Raw genomic sequence first — 19,266 nt, 5'->3', positions numbered from 1 at the left:
TTTAAACTGTTTCAAGTAATACATCTCCTTCCAGAACTGCATCGCCTGGCTTCACCTTGATGGTTTCCACTACACCGTCTTTCGAAGCCAATACATTGTTAATCATTTTCATGGCTTCCATGGTCATCAGCACCTGGCCTTTTTTCACAATGTCGCCTGTACGCACAAAAACTTCCACGATCTTTCCCGGAAGTGGAGCTTTTACCGGAAATGCCGAGCCACCAGGTTTTTTTTCAATGTCTTCGGGTTTCTGCGGAACTACTTTGCGCACAATGGTAGGAGTTTTGCTTGCTTTTACCTCGCGTTCAACCAAAACCTCGTATTCCGTTCCATTTACTTCGATGTGGGCAATGTTTTCCTCGAAAGACTTTATTTCGACTCCATAGGAATTGCCATTTATTTTAAAACTAAATTTTTTCATACTATTAAAAATTACACTCGGTTAAAACGATGACGCACCTGATAAATTTTAGAACTCCATGGCGAGTACAACCTCGACTCACGTTTAATGGTCATCAGGTTACTTTCTTCGTCGTGATATTGGTTAAAATGCAAATACAAAGCCATGCTGATGGCAGCATTTTCTTCTGCACTTATTTCAACTGTAGCCTGTGTATCAATACTACCATCGGCCTTTCTGCGCGGCTTGAACCGCAGGTTAAGCAATTTGGGAAGGTAAAAAAACACGACAAACAGTAGACCCAGGGAAATAAAAACTACCGCGTATCCAACCACAGTAAGAATTATGGAATCGCTACCAATTGCCGAAGCATCAAATTTTATTGCATCTATTAACATGATGGTCGTGTTTAGAGTGGAATATTGGAATGTTTCTTGGGTGGAAGTAAATCCTTTTTATTCGAAAGTGTTCGCAACGCCCTGATAACCCTAAAACGAGTATTTCTGGGTTCAATTACATCGTCGATGTACCCATAGCGCGCAGCTTCGTATGGATTGGCAAACTTTTGGTTATACTCAGAGGTTTTTTCTTCGATAAATTTCGACTTTTCAGTTTCGTCCGTAAGTTCACCCAATTTTCGCCCTTCGAGCACTTCCACTGCACCGGCAGCCCCCATCACCGCAATTTCGGCGGTAGGCCATGCATAGTTCATATCGCCACGTAATTGTTTCGAACTCATTACATCGTGGGCACCACCGTACGATTTGCGCAAAGTAACCGTAACTTTTGGCACGGTAGCCTCGCCATAGGCAAAAAGCAGTTTGGCACCATGTATTATGATTCCGCCATACTCCTGAGCCGAACCGGGTAAAAATCCGGGCACATCGACCAAGGTCACCAGTGGAATGTTAAACACATCGCAGGTGCGCACAAAACGGGCTGCTTTGCGCGAAGCATTGATATCGAGCACACCAGCCAGGTAGTTGGGCTGGTTGGCCACAATGCCTACAGAAATACCGCCCATACGGGCAAAACCGGTAATAATGTTTTTAGCATATTTCGAATGCACTTCGATAAACTCTCCTTCGTCCACGATAAGGTGAATTACATCGAGCATATCGTAAGGCTGATTGGCATCCACCGGAATAATCTCATTGAGGCTATCCTCTTTTCGCTCTATCGGATCCGATGTTTCCACAAAAGGAGCTTCTTCTACATTGTTTTGGGGAAGGTAAGACAAGAGTTTACGAATCATCAGCAATCCCTCTTCTTCGTCCTCGGCTACAAAATGTGCTACTCCCGATTTTGAAGCATGCACTTCTGCGCCTCCCAATTCTTCGGTTGTAATCACTTCGCCGGTAACTGCCTTAGTTACTTTGGGGCCTGTAACAAACATGTAGCTTTGCTCCTCGGTCATGAGTATAAAATCGGTTAAAGCAGGACTATACACGGCTCCACCGGCACAAGGTCCAAATACAGCAGATATCTGGGGAATTACACCAGAGGCCAGAATGTTACGCTCGAATATTTCGGCATACCCGGCCAGGCTTCGCACACCTTCCTGAATACGGGCACCACCACTGTCGTTGATACCAATTACCGGGGCACCCACCTTCATAGCCTGATCCATTATTTTGCATATTTTCTGTGCAAAAGTTTCGGATAGCGATCCTCCAAAAACTGTAAAATCCTGAGAAAAAACAAACACAATACGTCCATCGATGGTACCATGCCCTGTAACAACTCCGTCGGAAAGGTATTGCTGCGATTCGAGACCAAAATCGGTTGACCGATGGGTCACAAACATATCGTATTCTTCGAAAGAGCCTTCGTCGAGCAGAATTTCAAGCCGCTCGCGGGCAGTAAGTTTACCCTTGTTGTGTTGCGATTCAACGCGGGCTGCTCCACCACCCCGTTTGGCAAGCTCTCGCTTGTCGATTAATTCTTTGATTTTTTGTTGGCTGTTCATGGCAAGTAATTATTTCAAAAATGCTCCCCACCTACCCTTTATTATCAGTTAATATAAATGCAGGTAAAGCTTACTAAAACGAGTGTTATTCTGATAACAAAAAATACGGGCTGTTTATTATACTATAAAATAAATGCTTTTAAGCGAAAGAAGGAAAATAAAAGGAATGATTTATTTCAGTGAATACAGAATTTAATGCAGGCTTAATAAATAGCCTTACATGCTAAATTTCAGCATATTACAGATACGGAATAATTAATGGGAATTTTGCTGCAATTAATTGGTGGTAAAAATGTATAAGAATTGCTTAAACAATTAGTTTAATATAACTAAAAAGCGGAAAAGGATTAAATCTTAATTCAAGGCTGCCTTATAGATGGCTTCATGAACCTTTGATCGGATTTCGAGCTTAACGAGTTTATTGTCCACCGGATCGGGATAAATACGGTTCGAAAGAAAAATAAATACAATTCCGGTGGACGGATCGGCCCATGCAAGAGTGCCTGTAAAGCCGGCATGCCCGTAGCTTTCAAGCGATATGCCTTTAAAAACAGGTCCATTTAAGTTTGTATCGGGTTCGGGTTTATCAAATCCCAACCCCCTGCGATTTCCATTCTCGCAGGCTAGGCAGCTGGTAAAGCTTCGAACCTGGCGTTTGCTCAGCAATTCAAGTTCGCCATAAGCCCCTTCGTTTAAATACATCTGCATGATTTTAGCCAGATCGTTGGCATTCGAAAAGAGACCTGCATGACCCGATACGCCACCCAACAATGCAGCACCCTGGTCGTGCACATAACCATGAATTATTTGTTTGCGAAATACCAGGTCGTTTTCAGTAGGTATAATCTGGTCTTTTTGATATTTATTCAATGGTTTAAAGCTAAGCAAATAGGCCCCCATAGGAGCAAAAAAAACAGAATCAATGTATTGTTCAAATGTACAACCCGATAGTCTTTGAATTATTTGAGGGAACAAATAAAAACCCAAATCACTGTACAGATAAGTGCCTGGCGGATCGAGCCTACTGGCAGCAATCTTTTGCCAGATACTATCGGTAAAAGACCTGTTCAGATACAAGGCTTCTGCAACATTTACTGAATAAATGCTATCAGGAGTAGTCTGATAATAATGTTCTTTGTATTTCAAATGTTTATTCGCAAAAACATTCGGTCCCACTTGCAAGGGATAGTTTTCGGAATAACGTGTTTTAAAAAGATCCTGCCCCGGATAAATAGGTTCGAGGGTTTGCCAATAAAAGGGGATCCATGGCGCCAGACCTGCCTGGTGCAATAAAATATCGGAAATAATAAGATTACCCTTTGCACAAGTATCCAGTTCTGGCAGGTAATAACCAAGTCGTTCGCTTACATCGAATAGTTTTTCGTCCTGTAAACGCATGAGAGCCGGCATGGTAGCTGCAATTTTGGTAATTGAAGCAATATCATACAGGTCGGTTAGCTCAACTTCGTTTTTTTTTTGATACGAATGATGCCCAAAGGCTTTGAAAAAAAAAACCTTTCCGTTCTTTGCAGCCAATACCTGACAACCCGGAATGGCGCCTTGGGCAATGGCATCGTTCACAATCGAATCGATGGTTGCAAGTTTCTTCTCGTCAAACCCGGCTTCATATGGGGTTACATAACTTAAGCGGTTCAGCGTTTTGCTTTGCATTCCAAAACCTGCCGGATAGGCCGGGTAAACGGTAACTGGCAAGGCGCCAACCACCTCTGCGGCACCAAACAGCGCCTCTGATGCTAATTGTTGAATTTCGGGACTGTTTTCATAGCCTAACAGCACTGCTTTAAACCGATGTAGTTCGTCAATGCGTGAAATTATGTAAGGATTAGCCAGGTGAATAAGTACACAATTGTTTGCCTGTGCAAGTTTCTCCACGAGTTGAATCTCTTCGTCCGAAACACCAAACTTCTTGCCGGCATTCAGACTATTGCTGTGCAAACTGATTAAAACAAGGTTATACGATTGTAATTTGGAAACCAGCTTATTTACTTGAACGCTATCGGTGGCTATAATGCCTGAAAAGGATTGTATTTTCGAATATAGTTTCAGTGATTGTGTAAAACTCTCTGAATTCCCTTCGCCAAGGGTTAAACTGGCTATCCGAAGGGTGTCCAGCGCTTTGAAGGGTAGCAGGTCATTTTGGTTTTGAATAAGGGTAAGAGCAGCGGCATAAAGTTGGTTGCGTTGTGCTACAAATTTTGGCTTATTGAGACTGTCGGCTGAATAGGTTTCGCTTTTAGCATGCGTAAAAGCCCATTTTTTTGCCTTAAGAATCTTCTGGCAGCTTTGATTAACCTGCTCTTTTATTTTTGCATCCGATTCCATTTCCTTAAGAATAGCCTCTATGCTTTCCTCAATCTGGTGTGGCATCAGAAGGATGTTGTTACCGGCTTTTATAGCCATTAGATTAGCCTCAATGGCTGGAAAATAATCGGCCACTCCCTTCATATTCATGGCATCGGTCACTACCAGTCCCTCGAAGCACATTTCTTTTTGCAATAAATCATTGGCAATAGCCGATGATAAAGTCGAAGGCAGGTTGGGTGTGTTGTCGAGTGCAGGAATGTGCATGTGGGCCAGCATCACACCCGAAACTCCGGCATTGATTAAGGCTCGGAAGGGATATAGCTCCAGGCTGTCTAGTCTTTCGGCCGAATGCATCACAACAGGTAAATCGTGGTGCGAATCGGTGTCGGTATCGCCATGGCCCGGAAAATGCTTGGCAAAAGCCATCACACCGGCGTCCTGCATACCTTTCATATATAAAATTCCCTTACGGGCCACATTGTTTTTTTGTTCACCAAACGACCGTGCATTGATAACTGGGTTAGCCGGGTTGTTGTTGACATCAACAACAGGTGCAAAATTGATGTGTATACCCAGGTGTTTCATCTGACTGGCGATATCGTACCCCATTTGGTAAATCAGCATGTCGGAGCTTATAGCTCCAAGGGTCATTTGCTTGGGATACTGAATGGTGTTGGACAGCCGCATCGCTAATCCCCATTCACCATCGATGGCAATAAGAAGTGGTATTTTCGAGATCGATTGGTAATACCGGGCAAGACCATGCACTTCTTCCGGACTTCCCTGGAAAAAGATAATCCCTCCTACCTGGTGTTTGCGAATAAGGTCCGCTATGCGTGCTGTGTCTTCTGCTCCTTTTTTCGGATAGGCCGGAACCATGAGCATCTGGCCCAATTTCTCGCGGTCCGACAAAGTTTTATTTAGCGAATCGGCCCAACCAGAGTCCTTTTCGAGAAATGGAGGAATGTTACGATTTACTGCAGCCGCCGGTTCGCTGTATTCTGTATGGCGAATGGTAAACTGAAGCAAAGCACCAACTGCAATCGCCGAAATTGCGATAATGGATATTTTTTTGATTGACCTTTTCATGCAAAATGCCTCATTATTGAATCTTAATTCCTGTTATCGAAATTACGGCCAAATCAGTTTTATTTTCAGTACAAGTAAAGCTTAGTTATTAACAAATATTCGAAGAATTAAGGGGGTTGGATGTTTTGCAAATACACATTAGGGTAGCGAAATCAAATGAGAAATCTAATGTTTTCACATTTTAATCCCCGAACTGCATCATCCTACAAAGCAAATTACAATCCCAACTTGATTTTTACTGGCTCCGGAATGGCATTCCGATGAACCATTACCGAAATGGTTTTGTATTGAAAATAAGGCATCGAAACAAATAGATAACCCTTGTAGGGATTCTGGGTACCCCATGAATTTTTTACATAGTAATACTTATTTCCGTTCTCGTCAGATGCCTTTCCTACAATGTGCATTCCGTGGTCGTCGGTGGTGGCATAATTGTCAAATGCCTGCTGCCTAAGTTCAGGGGTAACCTGAATTTCTTCTTTCAGAAAGCCCTTGGAACCCCATTGCTCGGTTGTTATTCCCGGTTCCTTTAATGTCGAATCCGTTTCCTGATAATAAACCAATGGCGCAATAGCAAGGCCATTGTTGTACAGAAAACCTTTTTCGGAATAATCCATTGCCCACACCACCGAGTAACCATTTTCGAGGGAATAATCTGTTACCTGGGTCAACTCTTCGAGAGGCAAATTGTAATAGCTACTCCACATCCAGTTATCAGGCACCTCGAGTGGAAAACTCGAATAAAAAGGATGATGCAGAAAACTGGTAAGCATGATGAAATCGTCTGGATTGAATGGAAGCGATTTGGCATAGGTTTTTGGTGTATAGCTTTCCGATTGTCCCGGAAACTGCTCAGGTATCAAACCTAAATTTACATCCAGTAATTTTTCAAAGTCATTTTTCCATGAAAAATCTGAGTTAGCGGATAAATTCGTTACGGTATTCTCCACTACTTCGATGAGTGTTGCTTCCAATTCAACATGGTTAAACCTTTCGTTATTATTTTTGCGCCCCGGATACACCGAATCTGGCACAATACCTTCTTCTTTAAAAATATACATGACATCGGTGGGTTCACCACCTTCTGAAAAATTGTTTTTTCCATGCATGCGTATATACTTTGCGGCTTTGAGCAGATACACATGCCGCACAATGAACATTTCAGATAAATCGGTCTCCGCATGGCCGGCCTTCAATAATTCCGATTCTATAAACGAAACTGTGGCAAAACTCCAGCAGGTGCCTGTACGTCCCTGATCCTTTACCGAAGTATGTGGCACTAGATGTGTAATACTAAAATTGCTCGAATCTGACTCTTTTACAAAAGAAGCAGTAGCCGAAGCCTGCAGCACCACAGCCATCAACAAACCAGGAATCACTCCTGTCCACCGACTTTTCATTCTTTTATCTCTTGATTTTGAAAGCAGGCGGAAAAATAATCTTTTTAAGGGAAAATTAAGCTTTAGTTAAGACAAATTAAATGTCGAACAGTTCTGTTTTCTTTATTCGAGTATTTTTAACTCTGTTCGCCGGTTATTGGCTCTGCCTTCGGGAGTATCGTTTGAATCGACAGGCTGCGAAAAACCATATCCATGCACACTGAGCCGTATTTGGGAAATACCTTTCGATACCAGGTAATCGCGCACCGAAGAAGCACGCTTCTCAGATAACTGTTGATTGTATGTTTCCGAACCCTGGTTATCGGTATGTCCGCTTATTTCGATGCGTAGCGTTGGGTTTTCTACCAACATCTGTAATACCTTGTTCAATTCAAATGCGGAGGCTGGTTTTAGCTGATAAGAATCGGTGTCGAAAAAAACATTGCGCAGGATCATGGTACTTCCAACTGATATTTTTCGCAATGGAATATCTTTGTGATAGGGTTGCTGAAGCTGAAAAACACCTTCGAGGCTAAAATTCTCTGAATAAAACAGGTAACCGTTTTTCGAAACATTAAGCATATAATTGCGGTTAGAGGGAATGCAAATTAGAAATTCTCCACTCCTGCTATCGGAAAATGATTTAGTAACGAGCTTTCCATCAGACAAATCGAACAATTCGAAACTAGCCTTAAGGCGTTGCAGAGTTTGCGCATCGAACACTTTTCCTTTGAGGTAAGAAACTTCAAGAGGCCGGGCTTTTTCGTACAACTCAAATTCATAGATATCCCGGCCACTGAGGCTATCGCGGTTCGAAGAATAATAGGCTTTGTTGCCCCGGGCATTGACTATGAAACCTATCTCCTCTCCATAGGTATTGATCGGATAGCCCAGGTTTACAGCAGACGACCATGCGCCTGATTCGTGTTTTACCGACCTGAATACATCCGAACCTCCAAGTCCTAAATGGTGGGTCGATGAAAAATAGAGCGTACGATTGTCGTGATGGATAAAGGGAGATGACTCATTGCCGGAGGTATTAATCGAATCGCCCAGGTTAACTGGTTCACTCCATTGTCCTGAAGCATTTTGCTCACTCATCCAGATATCCTGACTACCAAAACCACCCGGGCGGTCACTGACAAAATAAACGGTACGGCCATCGGCCGACAGGCTTGGCTGGGTTTCTTTGCTGGCAGTATTTATAGGCTTGCCCATGTTAAGTGGTTCACTCCATATATCGCCGGTTTTTTCTGAAAAAAATAAATCGCAACGTCCAAAAATACCTGGTCGGTTACAAACGGTATAAACCATATACCTTCCGTTGGCAGAAATAGACTGAGCTCCTTCGTTATCTGGCGTATTGAGGGGAGCCCCGGCATCCTGGGCTGGTAACCAGCTGTTGTTCTCTGCTGTGCTAAAATAAAAATCCTCTTGAAATTTTTCCGTTCCTGGAACCTCTAATAGGCGGGTAATTATCAAAGTCTGCTCATCGGCCGAGAGTGCAGGCCAATATTCGTCAGCTGAAGAATTGACATTCTCCGATAATTTTATAGGCTCAAAGGGAACTGGATTGGCGATTGCATGGAGAGCAAATTGAACTTGTTCGATACCCCTTTTTGCCTCGGTAATTTTCTTTGTATTCTTTATTTCAAGACTTAGGTATTTTTGAAAGCTTTCCAGGGCAGTTTCGTAATTTCCAGTTTTAATTTCCAGTTTTCCTTTGTTCACAAAACCCGAAGGAAAATACATTGGGTTAATTCCAAGGCCACGGTTATACATAGATATGGCCAGTGGAAGCTTTCCCTGATCCCAATAGAGCTCTGCAAGTACCAGGTATGGTTCCTGAAACAAAGAATCTGCTTCGATGGCTTTCAGAAAATAGTCTTCAGCAAGCACGAGGTTTTTCAAACGGTACTCGCTGCTACCCGCTTCGTATAGTTTGATGGCTTTGGTCGATTGGCTTGTGTAGGTAGTTTGAGCTTCGGTATCGAATGCGATGAAAGAAATAAGAAATGTAGCTATAAAGAAAAAATGGCGCATCATAGCAGAAGTGTTTGAAAATACGAATTCCTCGGCGAAAGGGTAAATTTAGCAAAAAAGAGCAAATAGAATGCCGAAAGACTAGAGTACACGAGCCATTAATTCCAAGCCATTTTTTGGATACAAATTACCTATAAAGAATAATCGAACTTCTTCGCAGGCGCAATGAGGAAGTAAAAATCAGGTAGACTAAGACTTGGTCTTATGGCTGCAGACCGAAAGCTGCCATCATTTTATAAAACAAATCGGTATTTTCCATGATTCCGGTGAAATTATTTGCCCCAGTACCGTAAGCAAACACAGGAACCATTACACCGGTGTGATTGGAAGTAGAAAAATTATAAATAAGCTTTTTAGTTTCGTCATCGAAATCAATCAAGGTTAGCCCACCAGTTTCATGGTCTGCTGTAACGATTACGAGGGTACCAGGGTTGGCATCGGCAAAATCAAATGCAGCCCCCACGCATTGGTCAAAATCGAGTAATTCCGAAATCACATAATCGATGTCATTGGCATGCCCGCCCCAATCAATTTGAGAACCCTCGATCATAAGTAAAAATCCCTTCTCGTGGCGATTAAGCTTTTCCAAAGCAAAACGAGTAGCATCTGGAAGATAACTGCCGCGTCCTTCACTCATTTTAGGAGCATGTTCCTCAAAGGGCTGAACAAGCACTGGCCGGTCAGTTGAAGCGTTTAGAGCCTCCAAAGATTTTTCTACCATGTATCCTTTTTTACGAAAGGCTGCGGTTAAACCAAGTGAGTCAAAAAGCCGGGAACCTCCACCAATGAGCACATCAGCATTGGATAAGAGATAAGACTGAGCAATTTCGCCATAATTACTTCGCCGCGCATTCTGTGTATTAAAAGCAGCCGGGGTGGCATGGACAAGGTCACAACTTACGACAGTACCTGTAACATGTCCTGCTTCGTGGGCATATTGCGAAATTGATTTCAAAGAATTAAAGTTAATATCGACTGAAATAGCTGTATTGTATGTTTTTTTTCCTGTAAAAATAGCAGTGGCTCCTGCACCTGAATCGGTAGTATAATCATCGGCCGAGTATGTTTTTGAGAAACCTGTAAACTGCGCCCGCTCGATATTTAGCTTATCTTTTGATACACTCATGGCAGCTTGCACCTGTGCAATTCCCATTCCGTCACCAACAAGAATTATTATGTTGCGCACTTCAGTGGTGCCTGAAACTGCAGCCATTTGAGCCTGCAGAGTGCCGAAGAATAAAATAAGAACCGATAAGTTGAATATTTTTTTCATGCTATTGAACTATTAGAATATTTTCGAACGAAACAACTTGTAAATCGATTTGTTTATAGTTTTTTATAGATGCGAACAAAATTAGCGAATTAGCAGCAGCAAACATTAATTCAATGTAAAGAAAGGGTTATAATTATATGCTTTAAAAACCTTTTGAGGCAAAATGAATGTAATCGACTATTTCCTTGGTAATTCAAAGATTTTAAAGCGTGCAATTTTCATCTTTTGCAAAAAATAAGAAAAGGAAACCCATAACACGCCCATTCCATATTTGGCACTTCGCTGTATGTTGATCGACGAGGCATCATCGAAATACTTAGTAGGACAAGTAATCTCGGCTATTTCGAAACCCGCATAAAAAATCTGTGCAAGCATCTGGTTATCAAAAACAAAATCGTCCGAATTAAGGTTATAATCGATACTCCTCAGTACCTTGCCTGAAAAAGCCCTGTAACCCGTGTGATATTCCGAAAGTTTTTGGTTCATGAGCACATTTTGACTTAAGGTAAGAATACGGTTTGCAATGTATTTATAGATGGGCATTCCTCCTTTAAGGGCACCTTTACCAAGAATTCGTGAACCTAAAACCACCTCATATACTTCGTTGGCAATCAGGTAACACATGGAATGAATAAGTTTGGGAGTATACTGGTAATCGGGGTGCAGCATCACCACAATGTCTGAATTAAGCTCCAGGGCTCTGTTATAGCACGATTTCTGGTTACCGCCATATCCTTTATTCTGACTATGTTCCACAATGTGTTTGATACCTAATTGACGAGCCTTTTCGATGGTATTGTCACGGCTTTTATCATCAACAAGAATCACTTCGTCGACAATGTCAAAAGGGATTTCGTTGTAGGTTACCTCAAGCGTTTTTTCGGCATTATAAGCCGGCAAGACAACCGTAACACGTTTATTATTAATCATAGTTTATTGATTTTCATTAACTTTTGCCCGCCGTAGCAGGAATACATATCCATTTTTTTCTTCTACAATACTAAGTTCGGGATAGGCTTTTAGATTTTCCTCGAGCTTATCTTTGCGCACAATAAAATAAGCATCTTTGTCAATCGGCCCTCTGAGCAACCAGCCAATTCTATAAATATCTTTGTTCTCAACGGGCTTGGCGTTGGTATAAAACAACATGGCATAACTCTTATACAAAGTGCCTACATACACATCCTCCACACTTTTCGACTTCATAAATTCGATGGCTGCATTCTGAGAATACTTTTCGATTTTAGGAACCACGAATAAAAGGGCAAAAAACATAAAAAACGCACACGATGCTGCCATCAGGTATAAGCCTTTCTGTACCCTGCCTTTGCGCATCCATAAAAGCGCGAATAGTATTCCCGCAAGCAACATTAAACCTATTGTCCACTCCCATCCCATCCATCCGGGATTGGCCTGCAGGTTGCCAACTGTAAAAGAGTGAGTTATTTTGCCTGTATCGATAAACCATTGTTTATAGCGATCAAAAAGTGGTAACAGCATTACTGCCAACGATATAAGTAGCCCAGTAATTTGTTGTATCAGAAAAATCCATATTGGAAGTCGTTTGGCTGAAGTAATAAGATAATATAAGGCATAAGCAGCAAGAAACGAGATGGGGAAATAGGCTAAAGACGAATAATGTACAATTTTGGTTTTAACAATTGTAAATAGTATCAGCACCACCCAGAGTAGAATAAGCATTCCGGTTCTGAAATAAGCAGTGGGTGCATTAAAACCCTCCCTCTTTTTATGGGCATAAATGGCAAAAGCAGAAGCAGGAAAAACGCCAAAAAATAAAATCACAAAATGGTATAGTAAAAACCCTCCATGCCCGGCATCTTCGGTTTTAAACAAACGCACCTGGTAAACAAAAAAATCAACCACCGTTTGCCAGTTACCGGTGAATATCTGCAAGAGAAACCAGAAGCCACCTACAAAAGTGAGCATAAGTACAAACACAATCACTTGACTGCTCCTAAGATGAAGCTTAAATTTCTCTTTGAACAACAAGATGATGGCAACCAGTCCGAAGATAAGGATAGCCACCGGCCCCTTGGTTAGAACAGCTAAACCAATAAATAAAGCAGATAAGATAATTGGCAGATACTTCTCCTTCGAAGTCTGGATTATTTGTGCCTTTATATAGAAATAAATTCCCAGAAAGATGAAAAGGTTAAACCAGGGATCGATAATGCCTGATTTGAAGTAAAAAAACGGCAACAGAGCACTACCATAAACCAGGGCCCATATCATACCAAAGCGCGCATTGATAAGCTGTTTACCAATCAGGTATAAGCTAATCAGGGTAAAAAAACCAGCAATTGCATTCGGAAAGCGTGCTGCAAACTCGTTAATACCAAACAGATGCATGCTATAGGCTTGCAGCCAGATAAACAAGGGTGGCTTCTCCCAAAAAGGTTCAAAAAAAATCTGCACCCTCAGATAATCGCCTGTAAGAAGCATCTCGCGCGCCGATTCGGCAAAATTGATCTCATCCCAGTCGAACAAATGCACATGACCAATAAAGGGAACAAAAAACAACAATGAAAGCACGGCTAAAGAAGCTACATTCTTAATGTCTTTGTTCATGGTTTTCTTATCAGTGATAGAATAGATTGATCGAGCCATGGCCATTTGGCCTTGTTTAAAATACTTATACCTAAAAAAGCTGTAATTAAGCCAGTAAGTGCCCCAAAATAAATATCAACCAAAAAATGTTGCGAAAGGTATACCCGCGAATAGGCTACCAGAATAAAAGTGAGGAAAAGAAGGACTTGGGCACTTTTGTGCGAAATAAAAACAGCAAGCAGAAAAAACAAACAAAAAGCAGTAGCAGTATGGCCCGAAGGGAAACTATAATACTCATGCACCTCTACTCCGGGCACAAGATAAAGCGAAGATAAACCTTCGAAGTAGGCTTTTGGTCTAAGTGCCTGGTCATAAACTCCTCGCTTTAGCATTTGAATAAAAAGGGCGGTAAGAATACCTGCAAGGCCCAGAGTTAAAGCCCTTCGGAATGAGATAAATAAATAAAATACTGCAACAAAAGTTAAAAATAAACCATCGCCAAGATGGGTTATGAGCCGAAAAAACCAATCGAAAAATTCGGAATGAAATTGATTAAGGAATAAATGAATTTCAGATTTCGTAAACAATACCAGAATCAAAGCCAATGCGCTCCAAAGAAGCACAAAAGGTATAATAAAAGCGCTGTTTTTGCGGATAATAGTATTCATTTTGCGGTACAAAAATGCAAAATCTTTTTTATTCAATCCGATTCTTCACAATTTTTAACCATTTTAAGGACTCCTTTTCTAAGAAACAAATCACAGCTTACTCATAGAAATTAGCTCAGTAAAATGATAATGACGCAACTTACTAATCATCGTTGCAAGGTTTCTGGTTTATTCTGTCAGTCTGAATTAAATAATTATTCTCCGGATCGGGCATGATTTCGTGCACAGATTGCTTCAGGTTAATCTCAAATTCTGATTCAACAGCATACAATTCAAGGTAAACCAAAGTATCGCCAATCTCTGTTGTAACAAGACAAGGGAGTGAAAATTGAAAAAAATCACTGCTTGAACCTTTTATGGGGCTTTGCTGAACCCGGATTTTCAATATTTCGCCGCATTGCTGCCATTCTGCTTCGATAATGGGATACCCCGAACCGTAATACCATTGCCGAAAAAACATTTCGAATGATCGACCGGTGATGGTTTCGGCAAGCATTTTAAAATCGTCGGCTGATGCTACCCGGTAGGCATATTCTTGCAAAAATGCCTTTAGTAAATCAAAAAAGAGGGTGTCGTTGTTTATCTCGCATCTTAACATGTGAACCAGCACTGCCCCTTTTTTATAGGAAAGCTGATGACTGAAAATACGCGATACATCATTTACAAGGCTATCCGGAATATACACGCTGCCATAATGGGCCTGGCTCGCTCTTTCCATTGCATCTTCAAGCCATAGGGCAGCTTCATCGGGGTATCCGGAAAATTCCAGCGCAAGGTATTCGCAATAGGAGGCAAAGCCTTCATGAATCCAGATATGGTTCCAGTGCGAACAACTTACCATATTGCCAAACCATTGGTGGGCCAGTTCATGCGCAACCAAATCAAAACCAAAATTACCAAGTGTAGTCATAGTTTGGTGCTCCATACCACCTCCCATAGGAGCCACGCAATGTCCGTATTTCTCTTTAATGAATGGATAAGGGCCGAATAATTCTGAAAAAAGACGAATCAGATGAGCTGTAGTATCAATGTCTGGTTTATTGGTTCGAAGGTAAATGCTATCGTTATAAATATAGTTCACCACAGGAAGCGAAGTCTCAGCATAAGGCAATTCAACCTCAAAAGAGTAGTCAATGTAATTACCCACAGATACCGACACCAGAAAATAGGATGTCGGATAAAGCGACTTCCATTGAAATTGATGAAAACCCGAATCAATATCTACCACATCGATTAGTACACCATTCGAACCAACTTTCAAATGCTTTGGAACACTGATATTCAAAAAAACAGAATCGGCTTTATCAGCAATATTCTGCTTGCATGGGAACCAGTATTTAGTCGAATAGGGTTCGGTGAGCGAATAGGTAAAGCCACCCAATGTAGCATAAGAGTAATTAAAGAGAGCACCAAACTGGTCTTTGCTGTTACCATCGCCATGGTAAAATACTTTAATTGTATCGAACATACCTGGCAGAAAAATCCCTTTCACTTCCAGCAAATCATTGGCATGCGAAAAAAATACATCTTTACCATTGTGCATCACACTTTCCACCTTAAGCTGATTGCCCAATTCTAAACAAATCAAGTCGGATGGAGACACAATTTCCATCCCAATAGATGCAGAGCCGTGCAGGTTTGTATTTGTATCAGATAAAGTCAGGTCGAGAGCATAAAATTTTACATCGTAATTATCCATGCTGCATTCCATTTGAGCATGAAGACTTCTCGATGCAGGAAGAAATAAAACACAGATAAATATAATTGAACGGAATAGTTTCATCTGTAAATATTTTTTTAATAAGGTCTGATGGAACTCGCATGATGAATTTTGACTACGTCGATTTTCAATTCATCCTTGTTTGTGTTTAATGAACCATGTTCGTTTCAAAGTGTATAAAAATAGAAAAAGCCTCCTAAAAAAGGAGGCTCGTTACCCTAAAACTAAACCTTTTTTTGAAAAATGAAAAACAAACCTGTAAAGTAAACTTGAAAACGAAAAACCTATGTGTAAATTTACGCCAAAATGGTTTAAAAGTTCTTTCTTTCAACAATGATTTAGGTTGGTTGGTCAAATGATTTGTCTCATCCAATTGATTTTACCTTTCTTATTAAAAAGCAAAGCCCTGGTAGTAAAACTGCCAGGACTGCCTACACCTAAATTTAAACCCAACTAAAACTTTTTTAAAAACTAACCCAAATTCTAACTATCCCAACTAATTAAGAAGAATTTCATTTTTTTATCTGATATAAATTTAAAGCAGGAAACCCTTAAATCCATCTTTTTATCGGTGAGTCTTATTGCTGGATAAGGATGAGATACATCATCTATAGGGAATTTAATGCCTGTACTGAGCAAAACCTTACAGGCTAAGATATAATGAAAAATAATTTAGGGTTGCAGGAGTTTTTTGTAATTTAAGCCTCGATAAAAACTATTATTCCTTGACTAAATCAGCAAACCATATTCTTTTCTCCCTAGCTCATCAGCATGCACTTGAGTTATTGATTGAGTTGCTTGCAAACCATAAAAAAACAACTGCATCGAAACCCTTTCTGGAGCAAATTGTTGCATATTTAGATTCATACTTTGGTATGAGAACTTTCGCAAATTTATATGCTGAAAAACTTCTTTATTACGAACACAACGTTGCCGGTGATGACGACTCGCTTTTTTTGCAAAGCTTTCATAAACCATTCCTCTTGCGCGAGCAGATACTTATTGAACTAAGCGACAAACTTCAAGCCTACCTCATTATACTAGGCTGGACGAATCAATTTAAAATTCCATTCCAGGACATTGTATTAAAACTGGCTGCGCAACTCGAATTGCCTTCGATGCTGGCAGATAAGACAAAAGATTTTGTTTTCAGCCCAAGTACATTGTTTCAGAATAATTTTTATCTAAAACTAGTACCCGAAGGTAACGATGCAACTGAACAGCTAGAAGGTGACTGGGTAGATAGCAATAAACCAGAAGAGATAAAAACGGAAGAAAAGCTGATTATAAAAGACATAAAATATCCGATTGAGGCCTTTTATCTGGTGGAGCTAAATGCCTTTCTCCTTTCGGCAGAGAATGTTTCTGGAACTTTGCGTAAAAACAATTCGGTTTTTCCGGGGCCATATTTCCTGCTTCAGCTGGAAGATTCACTCCATACCCCTGAAAACATCGAGATAAACTTTTCTATTCTAAAAGAAAAACTGATAGAAAAGATTTTTGAGAACCGTTTTTTTCTATTTGCCGACAATGTAGCCATTCACATTAAGGAAAATTACAGCATCAAAGCCTTCTCCATGCTGGCCTGTCCGGGGCAACTTATTGGTGTTGTAGGTAAAGAAGGTTCGGGAAAAACAACCCTGTTACGAATGCTGGCCGGCTATCAAAAACCGGGCTTTGGTGCAATCTACCTCAATGCCTTCAATATTTTTAAAAACAAATACCAATTGGCAGGCATCATGGGGTATGTGCCGGAAGAAGATTTTCTTTTCGAGGAACTTACCGTAATTGAGAATATTGAACTCACAGCGCGCCTGCACTTGGGAAATAGCAGCTATGCCGAGAGGAAAGAACTTGTCGGGCGTGTTTTATCCGATTTAAGGCTCACAGCTATTCAACACCTGGTAGTGGGAAGTATTGAGGAGAAAATACTTCAACCCGGACAGCGAAGGCTGGTGAATATCGCCCTTGAACTCATCAGACAACCCGAAATTCTGATTGTAGATAACGCCCGTTCCGGTCTGAGTATAAGCGATGCGACACTAGTCGTAGAGTGCTTGTCTTCACTCACTTTCCGCGGAATGCTAATAATAACCTCCATCACCCAAACATCACCGGAAGTATTTGTCAATTTCGACAGCCTCTTCGTTCTCGGAGATCAGGGATACCCTTTGTTTTATGGCCCACGGCATAAAACACTTGCTCATTTTGTAAAATACATTCCCAAAGGCATTCGTCCACGCTACAACCAAAAGTACCATTTTATCTCCAACGACATTCTGGAAGTAATTGAGCTGAGACAGCAAAAACTGAGGTCGGAATTAAACCTGGAGTTACCTGCAGAAAAAGTCATGTACGATGATTTTAAGAAAAATGAGCCCAAGGATATTTCTTTTCGAAAGCAAAAAAATATTTTACCTGCAATAAAATTTCCTACTGCAAGGCTCGAACAACAATACCGGTCTTATTCGTTGAGAATCTTCAAAATAAAACTTGCCCGTCGCAAGGAACTTGTATTTACCATACTTGCCGCGCCAATTCTTGCATTTTTCTATTCCATTCTTCTCCGCCAGGATTTTACCAGTGCCTATCAGTTTTCAGAAAACAAAAATATACCAGGCTATTTTTATCTGAGTATTCTTACTTGCCTCTTTCTTGGATTAATACAAACCGCCCTCGAGATTATTCAGGAACGAAAAATACTGATTAAAGAAGACCATTTAAATTTGAGCATGTTTTCTTACATCAATGCAAAATTGACTTATCACCTTCTGCTTATCTTGCTTCAGACTTTTCTTTTCACGGCATTGGGCAACAGCATTTTACAAATCAAAGGCATGCTTTTTTATCACTGGATGGTGTATTTCGGTGTGGCGGCATCGGGGGTGTTTGCAGGTTTATTTATTTCTGCCACGCATACTTCGACACGCTTTGTATTTTACAAGACAATACCCTTGTTTATCTTATTCTGCCTTTTACTTGGAGGGGGTTGGCTTCCCCTTGATAAAATTAAGCGGCAACAAAAGAAATATCCTCCTTTGGTTGCAGAACTTTCAGTTAGCAAATGGGCATATGAGGCAATTATGGTTCAACAGTTCGCAGCCAATCCATACGAGAAGCATTTTTTTAAAGCCGATAAAAACATACGAAACGGTGCCTTCCAGGCGCAACAAGTTTTACCTTATCTCGAAAGTAAGCTAAACTATGTGGGGCGTTACCCAAAACTAAAAACCGATACTATCCGACATATGCTTTTTGCAATACAAAATCAATTTGAATTTTACGAACAAACCGAAGATATTTTTCCGTTTGAATACACCCGCGAGTTAAACATGCAACCCACAAGCATGGTAATTCTGAGCGAAACCGCCGAATACCTCGACTACCTGGTATATCATTTTGCACGAACGTTTCAGAATGGAATCTTTCAAAAGCAAACAATTGCCGACAGTCTTCAAAACCTATTTGGAACCCAATATATTGAGCAACTTGAAAAAAAACATCAAAACAATAAAGTGAAAGAATCTGTTTTGAATAGCCATGCAGAAATTGCTTTCGAGGTGCAAAAGGGAATGCTTTACCAATATTCCGACCCGGTTTTTCAGAATCCCGGAAATAATTTCGGTAGAGCACAAATGTTTCAGGCCGAAAAAATGTTCAATGGACAGGTCATCTCTACCTTCGAATTTAACCTTTCGGTAATTTGGAGCCTGAACCTGTTTATTTACCTGCTGCTCATCACAAAAATTCCTACCCGGTTGGCGTGGAGCATGCAGTAATTTTAAAAACGGAAAGGCAACTTGTTTTTATATGGTTGAAAAATATATAATTT

The 19,266-nt window shown here is 40.8% G+C and carries 12 protein-coding genes; 1 reads left to right on the top strand and 11 read right to left on the bottom strand.

The window, feature by feature from the left end; translation table 11 throughout:
- Position 1 precedes the first annotated feature (1 nt).
- The 11 genes from IPM71_14460 to IPM71_14410 all read right to left on the bottom strand — a co-directional run bounded on the left by IPM71_14460 (position 2) and on the right by IPM71_14410 (position 15,497).
- Positions 2-421, bottom strand: coding sequence for a biotin/lipoyl-binding protein (locus tag IPM71_14460; protein QQS50772.1), 420 nt, complete (start codon positions 419-421; stop codon positions 2-4).
- A gap of 11 nt (positions 422-432) precedes the next feature.
- Complete coding sequence (locus tag IPM71_14455) at positions 433-798, bottom strand: OadG family protein (protein QQS50771.1); 366 nt, start codon at positions 796-798, stop codon at positions 433-435.
- An 11-nt stretch (positions 799-809) separates the two neighbouring features.
- Complete coding sequence (locus tag IPM71_14450) at positions 810-2,369, bottom strand: acyl-CoA carboxylase subunit beta (GenBank protein QQS50770.1); 1,560 nt, start codon at positions 2,367-2,369, stop codon at positions 810-812.
- Positions 2,370-2,723: 354 nt separating this feature from the next.
- Entirely contained in the window at positions 2,724-5,783 is a 3,060-nt protein-coding gene (locus tag IPM71_14445; GenBank protein QQS50769.1) for a serine hydrolase, read from the bottom strand.
- A 215-nt stretch (positions 5,784-5,998) separates the two neighbouring features.
- The gene (locus tag IPM71_14440; protein ID QQS50768.1) at positions 5,999-7,183 is read right to left on the bottom strand and encodes an aminopeptidase; all 1,185 of its coding nucleotides are present in this window, start codon (positions 7,181-7,183) and stop codon (positions 5,999-6,001) included.
- A 102-nt stretch (positions 7,184-7,285) separates the two neighbouring features.
- Complete coding sequence (locus IPM71_14435; protein ID QQS50767.1) at positions 7,286-9,208, bottom strand: PD40 domain-containing protein; 1,923 nt, start codon at positions 9,206-9,208, stop codon at positions 7,286-7,288.
- Between the two features lie 199 nt (positions 9,209-9,407).
- The gene (locus tag IPM71_14430) at positions 9,408-10,478 is read right to left on the bottom strand and encodes an alkaline phosphatase (protein ID QQS50766.1); all 1,071 of its coding nucleotides are present in this window, start codon (positions 10,476-10,478) and stop codon (positions 9,408-9,410) included.
- Between the two features lie 177 nt (positions 10,479-10,655).
- Positions 10,656-11,408: a glycosyltransferase family 2 protein gene (locus tag IPM71_14425; protein ID QQS50765.1), complete on the bottom strand. Its 753-nt coding sequence runs from the start codon at positions 11,406-11,408 to the stop codon at positions 10,656-10,658.
- A 3-nt stretch (positions 11,409-11,411) separates the two neighbouring features.
- Positions 11,412-13,106 carry a glycosyltransferase family 39 protein gene (locus IPM71_14420; GenBank protein ID QQS50764.1) on the bottom strand — a complete coding sequence of 565 codons (1,695 nt, stop codon included), beginning with the start codon at positions 13,104-13,106 and terminating at the stop codon, positions 11,412-11,414.
- Positions 13,064-13,714 (bottom strand): phosphatase PAP2 family protein, encoded by a 651-nt coding sequence (locus tag IPM71_14415; protein QQS50763.1) that lies wholly within the window; start codon positions 13,712-13,714, stop codon positions 13,064-13,066. The genes IPM71_14420 and IPM71_14415 overlap by 43 nt, the downstream gene beginning before the upstream one ends.
- Positions 13,715-13,856: 142 nt before the next feature.
- A complete protein-coding gene (locus IPM71_14410) occupies positions 13,857-15,497 on the bottom strand; it encodes a M1 family metallopeptidase (GenBank protein QQS50762.1) in 1,641 nt (546 codons plus the stop codon).
- 812 nt (positions 15,498-16,309) lie between these two features.
- Here IPM71_14410 and IPM71_14405 point away from each other — a divergent pair.
- Positions 16,310-19,213, top strand: a complete 2,904-nt coding sequence (locus tag IPM71_14405; GenBank protein QQS50761.1) for an ATP-binding cassette domain-containing protein — start codon at positions 16,310-16,312, stop codon at positions 19,211-19,213.
- Positions 19,214-19,266 lie beyond the last annotated feature (53 nt).

The organism is Bacteroidota bacterium, assembly GCA_016699695.1.
Lineage (GTDB): Bacteria > Bacteroidota > Bacteroidia > Bacteroidales > UBA10428 > UBA10428.
Note: the sequence above shows the minus strand (reverse complement) of the source record. Positions and strands in the feature narration are given on the sequence as shown.

What these genes read in the sequence shown, in the direction of transcription:
- IPM71_14460 (QQS50772.1), bottom strand. Translation starts at nt 421, where the DNA reads ATGAAAAAATTTAGTTTTAAAATAAATGGCAATTCCTATGGAGTCGAA.
- IPM71_14410 (QQS50762.1), bottom strand. Translation starts at nt 15,497, where the DNA reads ATGAAACTATTCCGTTCAATTATATTTATCTGTGTTTTATTTCTTCCT.
- IPM71_14435 (QQS50767.1), bottom strand. Translation starts at nt 9,208, where the DNA reads ATGATGCGCCATTTTTTCTTTATAGCTACATTTCTTATTTCTTTCATC.
- IPM71_14445 (QQS50769.1), bottom strand. Translation starts at nt 5,783, where the DNA reads ATGAAAAGGTCAATCAAAAAAATATCCATTATCGCAATTTCGGCGATT.
- IPM71_14430 (QQS50766.1), bottom strand. Translation starts at nt 10,478, where the DNA reads ATGAAAAAAATATTCAACTTATCGGTTCTTATTTTATTCTTCGGCACT.
- IPM71_14415 (QQS50763.1), bottom strand. Translation starts at nt 13,714, where the DNA reads ATGAATACTATTATCCGCAAAAACAGCGCTTTTATTATACCTTTTGTG.
- IPM71_14450 (QQS50770.1), bottom strand. Translation starts at nt 2,369, where the DNA reads ATGAACAGCCAACAAAAAATCAAAGAATTAATCGACAAGCGAGAGCTT.
- IPM71_14455 (QQS50771.1), bottom strand. Translation starts at nt 798, where the DNA reads ATGTTAATAGATGCAATAAAATTTGATGCTTCGGCAATTGGTAGCGAT.
- IPM71_14440 (QQS50768.1), bottom strand. Translation starts at nt 7,183, where the DNA reads ATGAAAAGTCGGTGGACAGGAGTGATTCCTGGTTTGTTGATGGCTGTG.
- IPM71_14420 (QQS50764.1), bottom strand. Translation starts at nt 13,106, where the DNA reads ATGGCTCGATCAATCTATTCTATCACTGATAAGAAAACCATGAACAAA.
- IPM71_14405 (QQS50761.1), top strand. Translation starts at nt 16,310, where the DNA reads ATGAGAACTTTCGCAAATTTATATGCTGAAAAACTTCTTTATTACGAA.
- IPM71_14425 (QQS50765.1), bottom strand. Translation starts at nt 11,408, where the DNA reads ATGATTAATAATAAACGTGTTACGGTTGTCTTGCCGGCTTATAATGCC.